The sequence below is a fragment of the Qipengyuania sp. genome, assembly GCF_965277845.1.
GTDB lineage: Bacteria > Pseudomonadota > Alphaproteobacteria > Sphingomonadales > Sphingomonadaceae > Qipengyuania.
Genome location: NZ_OZ255844.1, coordinates 1687115 through 1705409, shown reverse-complemented (window position 1 = coordinate 1705409; position 18295 = coordinate 1687115). Strand labels below are relative to the sequence as shown.

Here is an 18295-nt window from a genome sequence, read left to right as displayed (position 1 = left end):
CAGTTTGGGAGGGAGAAACCGCAATGCGTTCGATCAGGATTCTTGCCGCCAGCCTGCTGTGCGGTGCGGCCACGACGGCATTCATCGCCGCGCCGGCGCAGGCACAGTCGGATGACGATCCAATCGCCGAGGCAGCACCGGCCGACGATGACAACATCATCATCGTTACCGCACGGCGCCGCGAGGAACGCTTGCTCGACGTGCCCGTGGCCGTCAGCGCCCTCAGCGGCGAAGAACTGTCGCAGCGCGGGGCGCTCGACATTACCGATGTCGGCCAGACCGTGCCCAATGTGACGCTGGAAGCGAGCCGCGCGACCAATTCCACCCTTTCCGCCTTCATCCGCGGTATCGGCCAACAGGATCCGGTTTCCGGCTTCGAGCAGGGCGTCGGGATTTATCTCGACGATGTCTATCTCAACCGCCCGCAGGCCGCGGTACTCGACATTTACGACGTCGAACGGATCGAGGTGCTGCGCGGACCGCAGGGCACGCTTTACGGCCGCAACACGATCGGCGGCGCGGTCAAATACGTGACCCGGCGCCTGCCGCAGGAGACCGCGCTCAAGGTGCGCGCGACCTACGGCACGTACGACCAGGCGGAAGGCGTCATCACCGCTTCGACCCCGCTCGGCGACCTTGCCCGTATCGGGGGTTCGTTCGCACGACTCTCGCGAGGCGGCTTCGGTGACAATCTCACCACCGGTCTGGAGAATTACAACAAGGATATCTGGGCGGGCCGCGCAAGCCTCGAGCTTGGCGGCTATGGCGAGCCGGTCTTCATCCGCGTCCAGGGGGATTACACCAAGGACAAGAGCAATCCGCGCGGCGGCCATCGCCTGATCCCGGGCCTGAACTCCGGAGCACCGGTGCTCGACAATGTCTTCGATACGCGCGGCGGGCTCAACGACCCGGAACAGGACGTCGAGTCCTACGGCGTGTCGCTGCACGCCGAGGTCGAGCTCGGCGATGCCCTGACGTTCCGTTCGATTTCGGCCTGGCGCAAGGACGACAGCTTCACCCCGATCGATTTCGACGCGCTTCCGGCGGTCGATCTCGATGTGCCGGGCGCCTATTTCAACGAGCAGATCAGCCAGGAATTCCAGCTCGTCTGGGACGATGGCGGGCCCTTCAGCGGGCTGCTCGGCTTCTATTACCTCGACGCCAAGGCAGACACGCTGTTCGACGTACGCATCTTCACCACTTTCCCGGGCCTGACCGCCTTCACGCAGGCGAATGTCGACACCGAAACCTACGCAATCTTCGGCGATTTCACCTACGATCTGACCGAGCAGTTCAGCCTGTCGGTCGGCGGACGCTACACCTGGGACGAGCGCAGCGCGGAGATCCTGCGCCAGAACTTCTTAGGCGGGGGGTCACCGATATTCGGCGGAGCCGGCGTGCCCTTCGGCGGACCGAGCACCAATTTCGACGGCAGCCGCGAATTCAAGAAATTCACCCCGCGCGCCTCGATCAGTTTCAAACCGACGCCCGATCATAACATCTACGCAAGCTATTCGAAGGGCTTCAAGGGCGGCGGCTTCGATCCGCGCGGCGTGGGCGCCAACGCCCCGGCCGCCATACCCGGCGCACCCACCGATGCAGAGGTGGCCGATTTCCTCAGTTTCGCACCCGAGGAAGTCGACAGCTACGAGATCGGCTACAAGGGCAGTATCGGTATTCTCAACATTGCCGCGGCGGCTTTCTATGCGGACTATACCGATGTGCAGATCCCTGGCTCGGTCGCGTGCCAGGTTGCCGGGCTACCGACCTTCTGCGGCGTCGTGTCGAATGCCGGCAAGGCCACGTTCAAGGGGCTCGAACTCGAAGCGAATGCGCGCTTCCCCGGCGGGTTCGGCCTTGCCGGATCGCTCGGCTATATCGATGCCCAATATGACGAATACATCACCAATATCGGCAATACTCCGACCGACGTCGCGGACTTCCGCGTGGTGCAGAACACACCCGAATTCACCGGCAGCATCACTGCCAGCTATGAAACGCCCGTGGGTCCCGGCGACCTCTATTTCGGCACGACGCTGTCCTATCGCAGCAAGACCAGCCAATTCGAGATTCCCAACCCCTTCCTCGATCAGGACGGTTTCGCGCTGCTCGATGCCAGCGTGGTCTATACCGCGCCGGGCGATCGCTGGAGCGTGGGGGTTTACGGCAGGAACCTGTTCGACAAGGAATACAAGACCAGCGGCTATACCTTCGTAGCCACCGATCCGGTGACGGGTGCCATAGTCAACGGCGCGAACGGGTTCCCCATTCCGACCTTGGGCCCCGAAGGCACCTTGACGGCCTTCTACGGCAATCCGCGGCAGGTCTTCGCCACGGTTACCTTTACCTATTGATCTGGTAGAACGGCGCGCGGGGTCGGGAAGATTGCTCCCGACCCCTTGCTATTTGGCGGCGCGCTGGCGCGCAGGCAGCGCCTGGTTTTCGACCGGGATGCCGAATGTCTCGGTATAGTCGGCAAAGCGTTCGTTTACTTCGTCTTCGCCGAGGCCGAACTCGGCCAGGCTATAACGATGCGGGTTCCGCTTCAGCTGTGCCGAACGGTCGAGATAGCGCTGCATCCCCGGCACCGCCGGTTCCATGTCGAGACCCAGGAAGCGATAAACCCGCTCCATCGTCGCGCGCCAGTCCTGCTCCATGTCCTCATACTGCACATCGATCATCCGCTCGCGCGGAATGGCATCGCGCGCGCAGCGCATCTTCGCGATCATCTGGTCGGTCTTGTCGAGCCACTGCCGCCCGGTTTCCTGCGGCGAAACGTGATCGGTGTAGATCGTCGTCTGGTTCCACGCCAGCGAGGCCGCGCTGCCGACCACCTGCCGCGGATCGCGATGGGTGAAGATCAGCCGCGCATCGGGAAACACCTCGAGCAGCGCGGGCAGATCGAGCATGTGTTGCGGGGTCTTCAGTATCCACGGCCGCAGCGAGCTTTCCTGCTGCGACCAGCCTATCAGCCGCAGCAGATTGGCCATATGGCGATAGGCAGGCACGGCGGATTCGTCTGCGCACCAGGCGGCATATCCCGGCACATGCCACTGGGCCTCCCACTTCATCCCGTACATCGAGGCAGCAACCAGGCCGAGCTCCTCCTCGGGTTCGAACGCCCCTGTCGGGTGGATCGACAGCGTGCGCGGATTGGCCAGCCGTGCGACCTTGAGAATGCGGCTGGCGAGCTTGGGCCGGAAATCCTCCGCCTCGCCGGCCAGCACAGCCTCGAACTCGGGCCGTGGCACGGGGCTGATCGTCTCGAAGCTACGCAGATGGGCGAAACGCTTGTCGCTCGCCAGCAGCCGGTGAAGACGCGTAGTGCCCGACCGCATCGGGCCGACGATAACCACCGGGTTCTTGAGCGGCCGGGCAAGGATTTCGGGATGCCGCTTGAACCACATCTGCGTATAGAGCCGATCGCGCAGCACGTGATGGAACATCTTCATGGCGGAAAAATCGCCCGCCGCATTGAGCTGCGCTTCGCTTCCGACGCTGTCGAGCAGGACATCGAACGGGCGTTCGAACCAGCGGTCGCCGAAATCGTCGAGGCCGGTCGAATCGACCGCCTGTTCGAGCAGGAAACCTTTTTCGAGCCGCGCCGGGTCGATCACGCCAAGCCTGCGCCCACCCTGGATCACGCCGTCCGCGACATCGATGAAACGCGTTCGGCGCGGCGGCTGGATCGGCTGGTCGTGCAAGCTGGGTGGCCTTTCAAGCTCTTGGAATTGCCCCTCAACGTATGGACGCTAGAAGCGTGCCCGCAAAAGGACAAGGCGCGCCGGTCCGAAGTATCTGGCCAAGGCGAATGCGAAAAGGCATAGGCCCGGCCATGCACGATATCGCGTTTATCAGAGCCAATCCGTCCGACTTCGATGCCGCCCTCGCCCGCCGCGGAGCAGAGCCGGTGGCCGACCGCATCATCGCGCTCGACGCCAAGAAGCGCGAGGCCGCGACCAAGGTCCAGCAGGCGCAGAGCCGCCGCAACGAGGCCTCCAAGGCGATCGGTCAGGCAATGGGCCAGGGGGACAAGGACAAGGCCGCAGCGCTCAAGGCCGAAGTTGCCGAAATCAAGGCGAGCATGCCCGAATGGGAAGAGGCCGAGCGCGCTGCTGGGAAAGAACTGAAGGACCTGCTGGCTATCCTGCCCAACCTGCCTGCCGAAGACGTGCCGCAGGGTGCGGATGAGACCGACAATGTCGAGCAGCACCAGTGGGGCACGAAGCGCGAGTTCGATTTCGACCCGAAGGAACATGCCGACATCGGCCCCGCACTGGGGATGGAATTCGAAACCGGCGCCAAGCTCTCGGGCGCGCGCTTCACCTTCCTGCGCGGCGATATCGCCCGCCTCCACCGCGCGCTCGCCCAGTTCATGCTCGACAAGCAAACGCGTGAGAATGGCTATACCGAATGCAATCCGCCCGTGCTGGTGGGCAACGAGGCGATGTATGGTACCGACAAGCTGCCCAAATTCGCCGAGGACAGCTTCCGAACGACCGACGATCGCTGGCTTGTCCCGACCTCGGAAGTCCCGCTCACCTATTCGGTTGCGGGCGATATCCTGCCCGATTTGGCCGAGCCGATCCGCATGACGGCACACACCTTGTGTTTCCGCTCCGAAGCAGGCTCGGCCGGACGCGATACGCGCGGGTTCATTCGCCAGCACCAGTTCGAAAAGGTCGAGCTGGTCAGCGTCTGCCGCCCCGAGGACAGCGAGGCCGAGCACGAGCGCATGACGAAGTGCGCCGAAGGCGTCCTCGAAGCGCTGAACCTCCCCTATCGCCGCATGCTGCTGTGCACCGGCGATATGGGTTTCGGGGCGCGCAAGACCTACGATCTCGAAGTCTGGCTGCCCGGCCAGGGCGCCTGGCGCGAGATTTCGTCCTGCTCGAACACGGGCGACTTCCAGGCCCGCCGGATGAATGCGCGCTATCGCCCCGAAGGCGAGAAGAAGACCGCCTTCGTGCACACGCTGAACGGTTCGGGGCTTGCCGTCGGTCGGACGCTGGTCGCGGTGATGGAGAACTACCAAAACGCCGACGGTAGCGTCGAGGTGCCCGACGTGCTCGCGTCCTATATGGGCGGCATTTCGAAATTGGTACCACGCTAGAATTCCGTTCGCCCTGAGCTTGTCGAAGGGCTGTCCTTTTCTTTGAGTGCTGTGCCTGAAGTGAAGAACGGTGCTTCGACAAGCTCAGCACGAACGGATAGAGAGAGTGTCGCTTTGAGAATTCTCCTCACCAATGACGACGGCATCCACGCACCGGGCCTCGAAGTGCTCGAAGCGATTGCGCGCCAGTTTTCGGACGATATCTGGATCTGTGCGCCGGACGAGGAACAATCGGGCATGGGCCATGCGCTCACGCTCACCCGCCCTGTCCGCCTGCGCAAGCACGGCGAACGCCGCTTTTCCGTCACCGGAACACCCACCGACGCAGTCACCATGGGCCTGCGCAAGGTGATCGAGGCACAGCCCGATGTCATCCTGTCGGGCGTCAATCGCGGCGCAAACCTGGCCGACGACATCACCTATTCGGGCACCGTCTCAGCGGCCATCGAGGGAGCGCTGGCCGGGGTACGCTCGATCGCGCTGAGCCAGGTCTACTCCAAGGAAGTAATGGGCGAGGACGGCCCCTTCGCACCGGCCATCAAATGGGGCGCGAAAGTGCTGGCGCCCCTGCTCGACACTCCGCTTCCCAAGCGCACGCTGGTCAATGTCAACTTCCCGCCCGTGCCGCCGTCCGATGTGAAGGGCATCCGCGCCGTGCGGCAGGGATTTCACGACTATTCGCGCGGTACGGTGGTCGAAGGCCGCGATCCGCGCGGGTTCCAATATTACTGGTTCGGCCTCGAAGCGATCGAACACACGCTCGACCATGGCACCGACCTCGAGGCTATCGACGAAGGGTACATCTCGGTCACGCCGCTGCAGCTCGACCTGACGCATCACGCCTCGCTCGGCGCGCTGGCGGATCGCTACGAAGGGTGAACGACCGCATTCCTATTGACCCCAAGGGGTTGCGGGCGCACCAAGGCGCGCGATGAGCAGCGACAAGCAGGTCGACAGGATCGCTCCTTCCAATCCGCCCCGCACCTATCGCGGGCCGCGGTTCCAGCCGCTCAGGCGCGCGGTCAGGCTTCCGGTCTGGGGCGATCTCGGCATCCGGCTTGGCGCCGCGCTGTTCCTGATCTTCATCGTCATCATGGTCCACTGGTGGGACCGCGAGGGACTGGTCGACAATCTCGACGGCGAGGTCAGCTTTCTCGACGTCATCTATTTCACGATGATTTCGATCACCACCACCGGCTTTGGCGACATCGCACCGATTTCCGACCGCGCCCGCCTGGTCGAGGCCGTGATCGTTACGCCAATCCGCTTTGCCGTGTTCTTCATATTCGTCGGCACGGCCTATAACTTCATCATCAAGCGCAGCTGGGAGAAATGGCGCATGGCCCGCATCCAGGAACAGCTCTCCGATCACATCGTAGTGCTCGGCTACGGCATTTCCGGCTCCGAAGCGGTCAGCGAACTGATCGAACGGGGCACCGATCCTTCGTGCATCGTGGTGATCGATCCCAGCGAAGACCGCCTGCAAGAGGCCGAAGCGCTGGGCTGCAATGTCATGGCCGCCGATGCCACGCGCGACCAGACCTTGAAAGCGGTTCGCATCGCGCAGGCGCAGAACGTGCTCGTCTCCGCCGGGCGCGACGATACTACCATCCTCATCACGCTGACCGTGCGCGCGCTTGCCCCGCAAGTGCCGATCAGTGCGGTGGTTCGAGCAGACGACAACGAATCGCTCGCCCGGCAGGCGGGGGCGGACAATGTCATCAACCCGGTTCGGTTTACCGGCCTATTATTGGCCGGCAGCGCCAAGGGTGAGCACATCGCCGAATATCTCGCCGACCTCGCCAGCGTCACCGGCCGCGTGCAATTGGTCGAGCGCACGATCACTGAGGAGGAATGCGGTTGCGCGATCAGCGAATTGCGCACCGGTGGCAGGGGCCTGCGCATCTATCGCAACGGAAAGGCACTCGGCTTTTGGGAAGAGGAGTGCCAAAATCTGCAACCCGGGGACGTGGTCGTCGAGATCGTGCCTACCACCAATGGCGAAACCAAGGGCGACGGACATGACCGCGACGATCGCCTCGACGCCCAAGTCTAGCGGAAGTACAGGAATACACCGCCCATCGCGGCCATGCCGACGATGAAGTGCCCGGCATCGATCAGGAAATGTGCCAACGTCTTGCGCAGATAGAGATAATTGATGCCGATCGCCGGGACCATGATCGTGGCGCCAAAGCCGACCGCCATCATCATGACCGCCCGGTCGCTGGCCCCGGTACGCTGGATCGCATGCCACAGGGCCGAAGCGATGATCACTTCGGCCAAGAAAGTGAGAGCGAAAATCACCGCCATATTGCCGCCCTGAAGCTGTTCGTCACTCACTCCCGCCGCCTTTTGCCAGGCCTTCGCGAACAGTACCCCGTACCAGATCGACCCAACAAGGAAGAAGGCCAGCGCGCCGAGCAATACGGGCAACCAATTGATCTCGCCCATCTATGTTTCTCCCCGATCTTCTCGATACGTTCGACGCTAGCCTAAAGCCGCGCATAGGTGTAGAGGCGCGCGCAATCATGACTACCCAGACGACCCCGATCCCCGACCAGAAGAAGGTCGGCATGGTTTCCCTCGGCTGCCCCAAGGCGCTGGTCGACAGCGAGCGCATTCTCACGCGCCTGCGCGCCGACGGATATGCGATGAGTCCCGATTACGCCGGCGCCGACGTGGTGCTGGTCAACACCTGTGGCTTTCTCGACTCCGCCAAGGAAGAGAGCCTTCAGGCGATCGGCGAGGCGATCGCCGAAAATGGCCGAGTGATCGTGACCGGTTGCATGGGCGAAGAAGCCGATGCGATCCGCGCGGCGCACCCCAGCGTGCTCGCAGTGACTGGAGCGCATCAGTACGAGGCAGTCGTGGACGCGGTCCACGAGTACGCTCCGCCCTCGCAAGGCCCCTATATCGACCTGATTCCGCAGCCGGATGTCAAGCTGACGCCCCGTCACTACAGCTATCTGAAAATCTCCGAAGGCTGCAACCATTCCTGCGCCTTCTGCATCATTCCCGATCTGCGCGGGAAGCTCGCGAGCCGCCGGATCGATGCGGTGCTGCGCGAGGCAGAAAAACTGGTCGCCGCGGGCACCAAAGAACTGCTGGTCATAAGCCAGGACACCAGCGCCTATGGCGTCGACACACGTCATGAGGAACGCCTCTGGAAGGGCGAGCCGGTGCGCGCGCACATGACCGATCTGGCGCGTGAACTCGGCAAGCTCGACACCGGCGATGGCACGCCGCCGTGGGTGCGGCTGCATTATGTCTACCCCTACCCCCATGTCGATGCGGTCATCCCGTTGATGGCCGATGGGCTGCTGACGCCCTATCTCGACATCCCGTTCCAGCACGCCAGCCCCAAGGTACTGCGCGCCATGAAACGCCCGGCCAACGAGGCCAAGGTGCTCGAACGGCTCAAGCGCTGGCGCGAGATCTGTCCCGAGATCGCCATCCGCTCTAGCTTCGTGGTCGGCTTCCCCGGCGAAACCGAAGAGGATTTCCAATACCTGCTCGATTGGCTCGAGGAAGCGCAGCTCGACCGTGTGGGCGCGTTCCGCTTCGAGCCGGTGGAAGGTGCACAGGCAAACAGCCTCCCGGATCCGGTGAACGAAGAGGTCAAGGAGGAGCGCTACGCCCGGATCATGGAAGTGACCGAGCGGATCAGCGCGGCCAAGCTCGCCGACAAGGTGGGCTTGCAAATTCCGGTGATCATCGACGAAATCGGCGCTCCCGACGAGGATGGCGATGTCGGGGCCACCGGCCGCAGCCAGGCCGATGCACCCGAAATCGACGGCGCCGTCTACCTTCGCAACGTGCCAAAAGATCTCGCTCAGGGCGATATTTTAACTGTTTCGATCGAGGACAGCGATGCGCACGACCTCTACGGCGCGGTAGCCTGATACACCGGGGAAAACGGTTAACTGTGAACGCTCACTGCGTCATCCTGCAGCTATCCTCCTCAACCGTAACGGAAATTCGCGCGAAATGGCGCGAGTTTTTTTTGATCCCTGCCAATGCGCCTTTACCCAAAACCCTAAAGCACTGTTTACCTTCGCAAGCCGCAGCAGCCTTGGGCTGTGGGGTTCTTCCATTGCCGCCATCAAATCTTTCTTAAACTTAAGAGCGCCATAAGGGCGTTCGATGGGTGAGAAACGCATCTCGAAACTTGCCGGGCCGATACTCGGTAGCGGGCGCGCGCTGTTCGGCGGGCGCCTGTTCGAACGCTTGCGGCACGTGCTGTGGGCGGGGTTGTTGAGCCTTGCGATGTATGCAGGTCATTTCCTGGAACCTGCAGATCAGTTGCTCTGGCTGATCCAATCTCGGATTGCGGATCGGAGTCCGTCGGGCGACATTGTATTCGTGTCTTCGGACGAAGCATTGAATGATCCAAAAGCTCCGCAACGACGCTACGAACTCGCCGCCGCTCTAGACGAACTCGACCGGCAGGGAGTCGGGAAGGTGTTTCTCGACATTACCTTCGCGGAATCGAGCGACCCTCGAGCCGATGAGCGACTGGCGCAGTCGATTGCCGATTTGGGTCCACGGATTACCCTGGTCGACCGAATTGTCGAGGGAACCTCCGTCGAGGAAGTGCACCGTTCGACCTCCCCCGCTATAGCCGGGCGGGGAAACCGGGTGGTGGCGGACCAGACCGATCGCAACTGGGCGGGTTTCGCCTGGTCGTTGCCATATGCGTACGATATCGGCGGTAAACCCGTACAATCGCTTGGAGCTGCGATCGGAGGAGTGCAAGGACGCCCTGACGAGAGGTTCTCGGTAGACTACGGCTTTGGCCACGAACAAGTGTCGGTCGTTCCCGTTGCGGCTTTGGCCTTCGCCAATCCCGAATCGAGCGACATACCGATCGAAGTGACCGGCAAGACAGTAATTGTCGGCCACACCGGTAACGTTGCCAGAAGTCAGCGGACCATCCCGGGGAAGATCGACGCGCCAGCAAGCTACGTCGATATTTACGCGGGCGAGACGCTAAAGTCAGGTTCGACAAGTCACTTAAGCGGCCCAACCATCCTTTCTCTCTTCGTGGCGCTGATACTCATTGGCCTGACGCTGGGCACAACACGGAAGCGCCGTTACACCGCGTACGCGGGAATCGTGCTTCTTACGCCCGTCCTGCTAGTAGGTTTCGCAAAGGTCGGTGCACGAATAGATCTATCTTATGCGATCCTATTTCTGGCGGTCTATGCCGCGCTCCGTTCCCGGATGCGTTGGAAGCGACGCGTCGAAATGGTCAATCTGGAAACGGGATTGCCGAAGCTTCGCGCGCTCGAAGCGCGGCTTCTCCGCGATTCGATAGGCAATGGTCACATCGTCATCGCCAAGATCCAGAATTACGAACGCGTGTTGAAAACGCTCAGGTCGGACGAAAAGGGCAGCTATGTCCTAAAGCTCGTCGACCGGCTGCGCGCGGCGGATCCGCATCTGGCCGTCTACAGTGAAGGTCACCATCTCGGCTGGCACGTGGCGAGCGACGAAACCGACGCGGTCGTCGAACATCTCGAAGGTCTTCGCGCGATCTTTGCCGCTCCGGTCCAGGTCGGTGGGTTTTCGGTCGACGTGGGCATTACGTTCGGAATTGCTTCGATCGAGGGCGATCCTCCGGCACGCCTCGCCGCGGCAGTCGCTGCGGCAGAAGAAACTTCCGAGGCTCACAATCCCATAGCGATTGCCGAGACCGGATCGCAAAGCGACCTCCTCTGGGATATCTCGCTAAGAGCGCGCATCGACGAGGCGATGGAAGCGGGCGAAATCTACTGCGTCTACCAGCCCCAGATCGATCTGAACTCGAAATCGATCGTCGGGGTGGAGGCGCTGGTGCGTTGGCACGATCCCGCGCGCGGTTTCATTTCGCCCATGCATTTCATCCAGCAGTGCGAAAAGGCTGGGAGGATGGAGCATCTGACGCGCTACGTTCTCCAGAGTGCCTGTTCGGCCGGCCAGCTGCTGCATTTCCGCGGCCGGAAAATCTCGATGGCGGTGAACATCTCGGCCACTCTGCTCGGCGACATGCGGATTGCCGGAATCGTACGAAATGACCTTCAGGCGACACGCTTCGATCCACAGTGCCTCGTCCTCGAGATCACCGAAACGGCCCGTATCTCGGATCATACGGTAGCGGCGAGCATCATCGAGGAACTCAAGGCGATCGGCGTCAAGATCTCGATGGACGACTTCGGGATCGGCTCGTCCAGCTACGAGGCATTCTACGAACTGCCGTTCGACGAACTCAAGATCGACCGCTTATTCGTGACGAACATGGCACGCGACCCCAAGGCGCGGGCAATTGTCGCGAGCATTGCCGCGATGGGACGCGAGGCGCGAATCACCGTAGTCGCCGAGGGCCTCGAGAACCCCCAGGATATTGGTTTGCTGGAGGAAATCGGCTGCGAGCAGGTGCAGGGCTTCGCCTTTTCTAGGCCCGTTTCGCTATCTAACTTATTGGAATTGAAAGACTTTGATAAAAGCAGAGCGGCGGCAAACATGGTTTAGACTTTACAAACAGACATGGTTAATGAATAGTTACCTCCGCACTCAAAGGAGGTACGACCATGTGGAATTTCTGGGAATGGCTTATGGGCGACGGCTAAGCCTCGCTTAAGCTTAGAATGTAAAGGGCCCCTTTTGCGGGGCCCTTTCTCATTTCCGGCACATTCCCATTGCCTCCCGAAACGAACCTGCTCGTGCCTCGTTGACCGGCCATATGCCGATCTCGATCGAATCCCGCTTCGCCTTCCAACTCCCCTCCCCGACCGATGTGCTGCTTCAATTCGAGGCCGCATCGATCCCCGAACAGAATATTCTGTCGCATTCGACACGGCTGAGCCACAGCGATCACTGCGCCAGAGTGCCCGCGCAGGACGAAATCGGCGAACGGATCTGGATTCGCGCAGCGGGTGAATTCGAGGTCGATTATCAGGCACGTGTCCAAGTTGATCGCCAGCTCGGCAAGCTTGAGGAACTGGCCGCCCTTTCACCGCACGCCTTGCCTGGCGAAGCGGTCGAATACCTTTTCGACAGCCGCTATTGTCCCGCGGACAATTTCCAACCCTTCGTCGAGGCAGAGTTTTCGGGCACCGATGGCGGCGCCCGAGTTGCGGCGATCCGCGACTGGATCGCTGCGAATTTCAGTTACATTTCCGGCAGTTCGAATAACGAAACCGGTGCTGCCGAAAGTTTCATCGCCCGTCGGGGAATTTGCCGCGACTATGCGCATGTTCTGGTGACAATGGCCCGTGCCAGCACGATCCCTGCGCGCTACGTTGCCTGCTATGCCCCCGGGGTCGATCCGCCCGACTTCCATGCCGTCGCGGAAGTGTTCCTTGCCGATCCAGAATCCCGAAAGGGCGGCACGTGGCAATTGGTCGATGCAACCGGAATGGCCGACCCAGCCGAAACCGTAAAGATCGGCATCGGTCGGGATGCGGCCGATGTGAGCTTCCTGACGAGCTTCGGCCCCAGCACCTTCCGCTCGAGTGAGGTCAGAGTAAGGAAAGAATAGGAATGCAGCCGACTGGATTGCTTTCGTTCGCGCTGTTACCCGCTCTCGCGAGGAGACAGACAACGATGATGGCGCGGCCCCCGGCATGAGCGTTTCCGCAGACCGCCTGCTTCTGTTCGGCGCAACCGGCGACCTCGCCCAGCGTATGCTGCTTCCTTCGCTATGCGCACTGGATGCGGACGGGCTGTTGGAACCGGACCTCCGGATCGTCGGCACGGCGCGGTCGGAGATGACCACCAAGGCTTATCGCGATTTCGCGCGAGAGGCGCTGGAGAAATACCTTCCCGATCATCGCCGAGGAGGTGTCGCCGAATTTCTCAATCGGCTGAGTTATGTGCCCGTCGATGCAACGAAACTCGATGGCTATGACGAGCTGGCCAGGGAAGTCGGCGAATACACCAAGGGCTTGGCGATCTTTCTGTCGACCGCGCCCAGCCTGTTCGAAGCGACGATCGATGGCCTCGTCCATGCTGGACTGACCGAAGGCAATGTTCGCATCGGCCTCGAAAAGCCGCTCGGCACGGATCTCGCTTCGAGCGAAGAGATCAACACCGCCGTCGCCAAGGCGTTCAACGAAGACCGCATTTTCCGAATCGACCACTATCTCGGCAAGGAAACGGTCCAGAATCTTCTGGCCCTGCGCTTTGCCAATCTCCTGTTCGAGCCGGTCTGGAACGCGACCTATATCGATCATGTCCAGATTACCGTCGCCGAGACGGTCGGGCTGGAATCGCGCGTCGCCTATTACGATGACAGCGGGGCGCTGCGCGACATGGTCCAGAACCACATGCTCCAGCTGCTGGCGCTGGTCGCGATGGAGCCGCCCACCAGTTTCGATTCTACTGCCGTGCGCGACGAAAAGGTGAAGGTGCTGCGCGCCCTTCGCCCCATTTCCAGGGATGAGACAGTGACCGGCCAGTACCGCGCCGGTGCAGTGAACGGGCAAGCCGTGCCGGGCTACGATGACGAACTCGGCAAGGACAGCGATACCGAGACTTTCGTGGCGCTGAAAGCGCACGTCGACAATTGGCGCTGGAAGGGCGTTCCCTTCTATATGCGCACCGGCAAGCGCCTGCCCGAGCGCGTAACCGAGATCGTCGTGCAATTCCGCTGCATCCCCCACTCGATTTTCGAGGGTCGGGGCGCGAGCACGCAGCCCAACCGGCTCGTCATCGGCATCCAGCCGGAGGAAAACGTCCAGCTATCGATGATGGCCAAGGTACCCGGCCTCGATCGGGAAGGGATCCGCCTGCGGCAGATCCCGCTCGATATCGCGATGCCCGATGCCTTCACCGGCACGGTGCGGCGGATCGCCTACGAGCGCCTCCTGCTCGACCTGATCGAAGGAGACCAGACGCTTTTCGTGCGCCGCGACGAGGTCGAGGCGCAATGGGAATGGATCGACGCGATCCGTGCTTTGTGGGAGCAGGAAGACGTCAGGCCCAAAACCTATGGCGCAGGCAGCTGGGGGCCAAGCGCGGCCATCGCCCTCGCCGAACGCGACGGAGTGAGTTGGCATGACGAATAAGCCGCTGAACGACACGATCCACCGCGTAACCCAGCGGGTGATTGCCAAATCGCGCGATAGCCGCTCCGACTATCTCGACCTGATGGACCGGGAGGGCGAGCGGCAGGTCAATCGCGGTTCGCTGTCCTGCTCGAACCTCGCCCACGCGTTCGCGGGCGCGGAAGAGGATCAGGAAGCGATCAAGGCCGCCAAGGGACCCAACCTGGGCGTGGTCACCGCTTACAATGACATGCTCTCCGCGCATCAGCCCTATTACCGCTATCCCGAGCGGATGAAGATTTGGGCGCGCGAGGTCGGCGCCACCGTGCAGGTCGCGGGCGGCACGCCCGCCATGTGCGACGGAGTGACACAGGGCGAGGCGGGTATGGAGTTGTCGCTGTTCAGCCGCGACACCATCGCGCTGTCGACCATCGTCGCAATGAGCCATGCCATGTACGATGGCGTCGCGCTGCTCGGGATTTGCGACAAAATCGTGCCTGGATTGCTGATGGGCGCGCTGCGCTTCGGGCATCTTCCGGCCATTTTCGTCCCTTCCGGACCGATGGGGACCGGCATCTCGAACAAGGAAAAGCAGCGGACGCGCCAACTCTATGCCGAAGGCAAGGTCGGCCGCGAGGAATTGCTCGCCAGCGAGATGGGCAGCTACCATTCGCCCGGCACCTGTACCTTCTACGGCACCGCCAATTCCAATCAGATGATGATGGAGATGATGGGGCTCCACGTGCCCGGCGCGGCCTTCGTCCAGCCCGGTGCCAAGCTGCGGCAGGAGTTGAGCCGTGCGGCCACGCACCGTCTCGCCGCGATCGGCAAGTCGGGCGAGGATTTCCGCCCGCTGTCGCGCGTAGTCGACGAGAAGGCCATCGTGAACGCGGCCATCGGCCTGCTCGCGACCGGCGGGTCGACGAACCATGCGATCCATATCCCGGCCATGGCGCGCGCGGCGGGCATCCGGTTCGACTGGACCGACCTGTCCGAGCTGTCCAGCGCCGTACCGCTGATCGCGCGCGTCTATCCCAATGGTTCGGGCGACGTGAACCATTTCCACGAGGCGGGCGGCATGGGCTATGTCATCGGCACGCTGCTCGAAGAAGGTCTTGCGCATCCCGACATCCTGACGATCTGGGATGGCGGCTTCGAGAGCTATAGCCGAGAACCGGGCATGGATGGCGACGCGCTTGCCTGGCGTGATCCGGGTCCTTCGGGCGACACGGAGATGCTGCGCCCGGCGTCCGACCCGTTCCAGCCCGATGGTGGCATGCGGCTCGTCGAAGGCAATCTCGGTCGCGCGTGTTTCAAGTCCTCCGCCGTCAAGCGCGAACGCTGGACCGTCGAGGCCCCCTGTCGGGTATTCGAGACGCAGTCCGCCGTGAACGAGGCGTTCAAGAAGGGCGAACTCGACCGCGATGTGGTCGTCGTGGTCCGCTTCCAGGGCCCGCGTGCCAACGGCATGCCCGAACTGCACAAGCTCACCCCCGCCCTCGGCGTCCTGCAGGACCGCGGCTACAAGGTCGCGCTCGTCACTGATGGCCGCATGTCGGGCGCATCGGGCAAGGTGCCCGCAGCGATCCATTGCACGCCCGAAGCGCTGGGCGGCGGGCCACTGTCCAGGCTGCGCGACGGTGATGTAGTGCGGGTCTGCGCAGCGACAGGCGACCTGTCGTCCGACGTCGATCTCGATGCGCGCGATCCGGCGCTCGAGCCTGCGCCCGAAACCGGCATGGGCCGCGAACTCTTCGCCATGTTCCGCAGCAATGCGGACGGGGCGGAACGGGGAGCCTCCTCGATGATGGCGATGGCAGGGCTTTGAGCATGGATCTCGTCAGCGTCGATATCGGCGGCACCCACGCCCGTTTCGCTATCGCGACGGTGGCCGATGACGGCACGATCTCGCTGGGAGAGCCCGAAACGCTGCACACCGAGGATCACGCCAGTTTCCAGACCGCGTGGGAGGACTTCCGCGAGCGGATGGGTGGCAGCCTGCCCCCCCGCGTTTCGATGGCCATCGCAGGTCCTGTGGGCGGCGATGTCATCCGCTTCACCAACAACCCGTGGATTATCCGACCGGGCTTGGTGAAGGAGAAGTTGGGCGTCGAGCGTTACTGCATCGTCAATGATTTCGAGGCGGTGGCGCATGCCGTGGCCCGCGTTGGCGAGGATCAGTTCATTCACCTGACCGGACCCGATAAACCGCTGGCCCCGACCGGTCGCCTCAGCGTACTTGGCCCCGGCACCGGTCTCGGCGTCGCCCATCTATATCGCGAGCCCGACGGGACCTATCGCGTCTCGGCCACCGAAGGCGGCCATATCGACTTCGCCCCGCTCGACCAGATCGACGACGCCATTCTCGCACGCCTACGCAAACGCCATACGCGCGTTTCGGTCGAGCGCGTCGTCGCAGGACCCGCCATCTCCGACATCTATCAGACGCTCGCCGCCATGGAGGGCAAGCCGGTCGCCGAGGAAGACGACATCGCGATCTGGACGCGCGGGCAGGATGGCAGCGACAGCCTCGCCGCCGCGGCAGTCGATCGCTTCTGCATGTCGCTCGGCAGCGTGGCAGGCGATATTGCACTGGCCCAAGGCGGGTTCGGCGGCGTCGTGATTGCCGGCGGCCTCGGTTACCGTATTCGCGAGACGCTGCTGAAATCGGGATTTTCCGAACGCTTCAAGGCCAAGGGCCGTTTCCAGGAGCTGATGGCATCGATCCCGGTCAAACTCATTGTCCACCCGCAACCGGGGCTGTTCGGCGCCGCTGCCGCTTTCGTCAGGGAACACGGATGACCATCGCCGACATCATGCAGACTGCGCCGGTAATTCCGGTCATCGTCGTCGACCAACTGGAACAAGCCGAGCCGCTGGCTCGCGCCCTGGTGGCGGGCGGCCTGCCGGTACTCGAGGTAACGCTGCGCACGCCCGCTGCGCTCGACGCCATTCGCGCGATGCGTAAGGTCGAGGGCGCAATCGTCGGTGCAGGCACGGTCACCAACCAGCAGGATTTGGCCGATGCGATCGAGGCAGGCAGCCAGTTCATCGTTTCGCCCGGCCTGACCGAGCCGCTAGGCAGGGCGGCAATCCGTGAACGAATCCCGTTCCTGCCCGGCATCGCCAATGCGGGCGACATCATGCGCGGGCTCGATCTGGGTTTCACCCATTTCAAATTCTTCCCGGCCATGGCGTCAGGTGGGTTGCCGGCCTTGAAGGCACTTGCGGGCCCATTCGGCCAATGCCGCTTCTGCCCTACCGGTGGCGTTTCGCTTGCCAATGCCCCGGAATGGCTCGCATTCGATCCGGTTTTATGCGTCGGCGGCAGCTGGGTCGCCCCGAGCGGTGTTGTCGACGAACCTGCGGTTGAGGAACTGGCCAGAGAGGCGGCAGCGCTGGCCGGTTAGCAAACCCGCCTTACACTGTTCCTCCATGGGACGGATTCGGGACCCTTGCTGGAAAATTCATGGGTTTGGGCCCATAAGGCACTCATGGACGTGATTCTGAAGTGGATCGGCGGGGGGACCGTGGCGGCAGCGCTCGTTTTGGCGGGTGTCGCCATTGGCGGTCGCGCGACGGCGGAGAACCAGCTGCCGGAAACCGCATCCCTGGCCCAAGCCGCGCCCGCGCCCCAGCCCGTGTTTGCTCACGGCGCGATCGCTGCCAAGGCTGCTGCCGATGCCGAGCGCCTTTACACGGTGCGCCGGGTGCTGCCGATAGAGGGCCCGATCAAATATGGCGAATGGCATTGGGATGACGAGGGCGTGCCCGACGGCCCGCTCCTGGTCACCGTCGACTTGCAGGCACGCGTGATCTCCATTTTCCAGGGCGGCTACGAGATTGGTGCCGCGGCGGTCATGCTCGGCACCGACGAGCACCCGACCCCGACCGGCACTTTCCCGATACTGTGGAAGCAGCGGCACAACGTGTCGGAGAAATACGGCAATGCGCCGATGCCCTGGAGCATGTTCCTGACCACGGACGGCATTGCGATCCATGGCGGGAGCGAAGTCGAGAACGGTTATGCCAGTCACGGCTGCATCGGCGTGCCCGACGACATCGCCAAGCGCCTGTTCGCCATCGCGAAGAAGGGCGACAGGGTCGTAATCACCGATGGGAAGCGCATGGGCCTCGGCGACAGCATCATCTGATC

14 protein-coding genes are annotated in these 18295 nt (G+C 62.6%); 12 read left to right on the top strand and 2 right to left on the bottom strand.

The features are described from left to right. The first annotated feature begins 23 nt into the window (after nucleotides 1-23). Nucleotides 24-2354, top strand: a complete 2331-nt coding sequence (locus ACQY4G_RS08280; RefSeq protein ID WP_421990179.1) for a TonB-dependent receptor — start codon at nucleotides 24-26, stop codon at nucleotides 2352-2354. Nucleotides 2355-2402: 48 nt separating this feature from the next. On the opposite strand, the gene ACQY4G_RS08275 is transcribed toward ACQY4G_RS08280, so the two are convergent. Then, complete coding sequence (locus ACQY4G_RS08275; protein WP_421990177.1) at nucleotides 2403-3704, bottom strand: sulfotransferase family protein; 1302 nt, start codon at nucleotides 3702-3704, stop codon at nucleotides 2403-2405. Between the two features lie 131 nt (nucleotides 3705-3835). Between ACQY4G_RS08275 and serS the strand changes: the two genes are divergently transcribed. From serS to ACQY4G_RS08260, 3 genes are all read left to right on the top strand, one after another. Further along, on the top strand, nucleotides 3836-5113 hold the full coding sequence (gene serS, locus ACQY4G_RS08270; protein ID WP_421990175.1) for a serine--tRNA ligase: 1278 nt from the start codon (nucleotides 3836-3838) through the stop codon (nucleotides 5111-5113). Between the two features lie 114 nt (nucleotides 5114-5227). After that, complete coding sequence (surE, locus tag ACQY4G_RS08265; RefSeq protein WP_421990173.1) at nucleotides 5228-5992, top strand: 5'/3'-nucleotidase SurE; 765 nt, start codon at nucleotides 5228-5230, stop codon at nucleotides 5990-5992. Between the two features lie 52 nt (nucleotides 5993-6044). Continuing rightward, complete coding sequence (locus tag ACQY4G_RS08260) at nucleotides 6045-7169, top strand: potassium channel family protein (RefSeq protein WP_421990171.1); 1125 nt, start codon at nucleotides 6045-6047, stop codon at nucleotides 7167-7169. On the opposite strand, the gene ACQY4G_RS08255 is transcribed toward ACQY4G_RS08260, so the two are convergent. Then, nucleotides 7166-7564 (bottom strand): DUF1761 domain-containing protein, encoded by a 399-nt coding sequence (locus tag ACQY4G_RS08255; RefSeq protein ID WP_421990169.1) that lies wholly within the window; start codon nucleotides 7562-7564, stop codon nucleotides 7166-7168. The two genes, ACQY4G_RS08260 and ACQY4G_RS08255, sit on opposite strands and share 4 nt — an antisense overlap. A gap of 77 nt (nucleotides 7565-7641) precedes the next feature. Between ACQY4G_RS08255 and rimO the strand changes: the two genes are divergently transcribed. From rimO to ACQY4G_RS08215, 8 genes are all read left to right on the top strand, one after another. Beyond that, the gene (gene rimO / locus ACQY4G_RS08250) at nucleotides 7642-9015 is read left to right on the top strand and encodes a 30S ribosomal protein S12 methylthiotransferase RimO (RefSeq protein WP_421990167.1); all 1374 of its coding nucleotides are present in this window, start codon (nucleotides 7642-7644) and stop codon (nucleotides 9013-9015) included. Between the two features lie 352 nt (nucleotides 9016-9367). Beyond that, on the top strand, nucleotides 9368-11623 hold the full coding sequence (locus ACQY4G_RS08245; RefSeq protein ID WP_421990165.1) for an EAL domain-containing protein: 2256 nt from the start codon (nucleotides 9368-9370) through the stop codon (nucleotides 11621-11623). Between the two features lie 211 nt (nucleotides 11624-11834). Then, on the top strand, nucleotides 11835-12632 hold the full coding sequence (locus tag ACQY4G_RS08240; RefSeq protein ID WP_421990163.1) for a transglutaminase-like domain-containing protein: 798 nt from the start codon (nucleotides 11835-11837) through the stop codon (nucleotides 12630-12632). Between the two features lie 85 nt (nucleotides 12633-12717). Further along, complete coding sequence (zwf, locus tag ACQY4G_RS08235) at nucleotides 12718-14160, top strand: glucose-6-phosphate dehydrogenase (RefSeq protein WP_067690720.1); 1443 nt, start codon at nucleotides 12718-12720, stop codon at nucleotides 14158-14160. Continuing rightward, nucleotides 14150-15967 (top strand): phosphogluconate dehydratase, encoded by a 1818-nt coding sequence (gene edd, locus ACQY4G_RS08230; protein ID WP_421990161.1) that lies wholly within the window; start codon nucleotides 14150-14152, stop codon nucleotides 15965-15967. Before zwf ends, edd begins: the two co-directional genes overlap by 11 nt. A gap of 2 nt (nucleotides 15968-15969) precedes the next feature. Then, nucleotides 15970-16941, top strand: a complete 972-nt coding sequence (gene glk / locus ACQY4G_RS08225; protein WP_291175184.1) for a glucokinase — start codon at nucleotides 15970-15972, stop codon at nucleotides 16939-16941. Next, a complete protein-coding gene (gene eda, locus ACQY4G_RS08220) occupies nucleotides 16938-17549 on the top strand; it encodes a bifunctional 4-hydroxy-2-oxoglutarate aldolase/2-dehydro-3-deoxy-phosphogluconate aldolase (protein ID WP_421990159.1) in 612 nt (203 codons plus the stop codon). Before glk ends, eda begins: the two co-directional genes overlap by 4 nt. A gap of 84 nt (nucleotides 17550-17633) precedes the next feature. Continuing rightward, nucleotides 17634-18293, top strand: a complete 660-nt coding sequence (locus tag ACQY4G_RS08215; protein WP_421990157.1) for a L,D-transpeptidase family protein — start codon at nucleotides 17634-17636, stop codon at nucleotides 18291-18293. Nucleotides 18294-18295 lie beyond the last annotated feature (2 nt).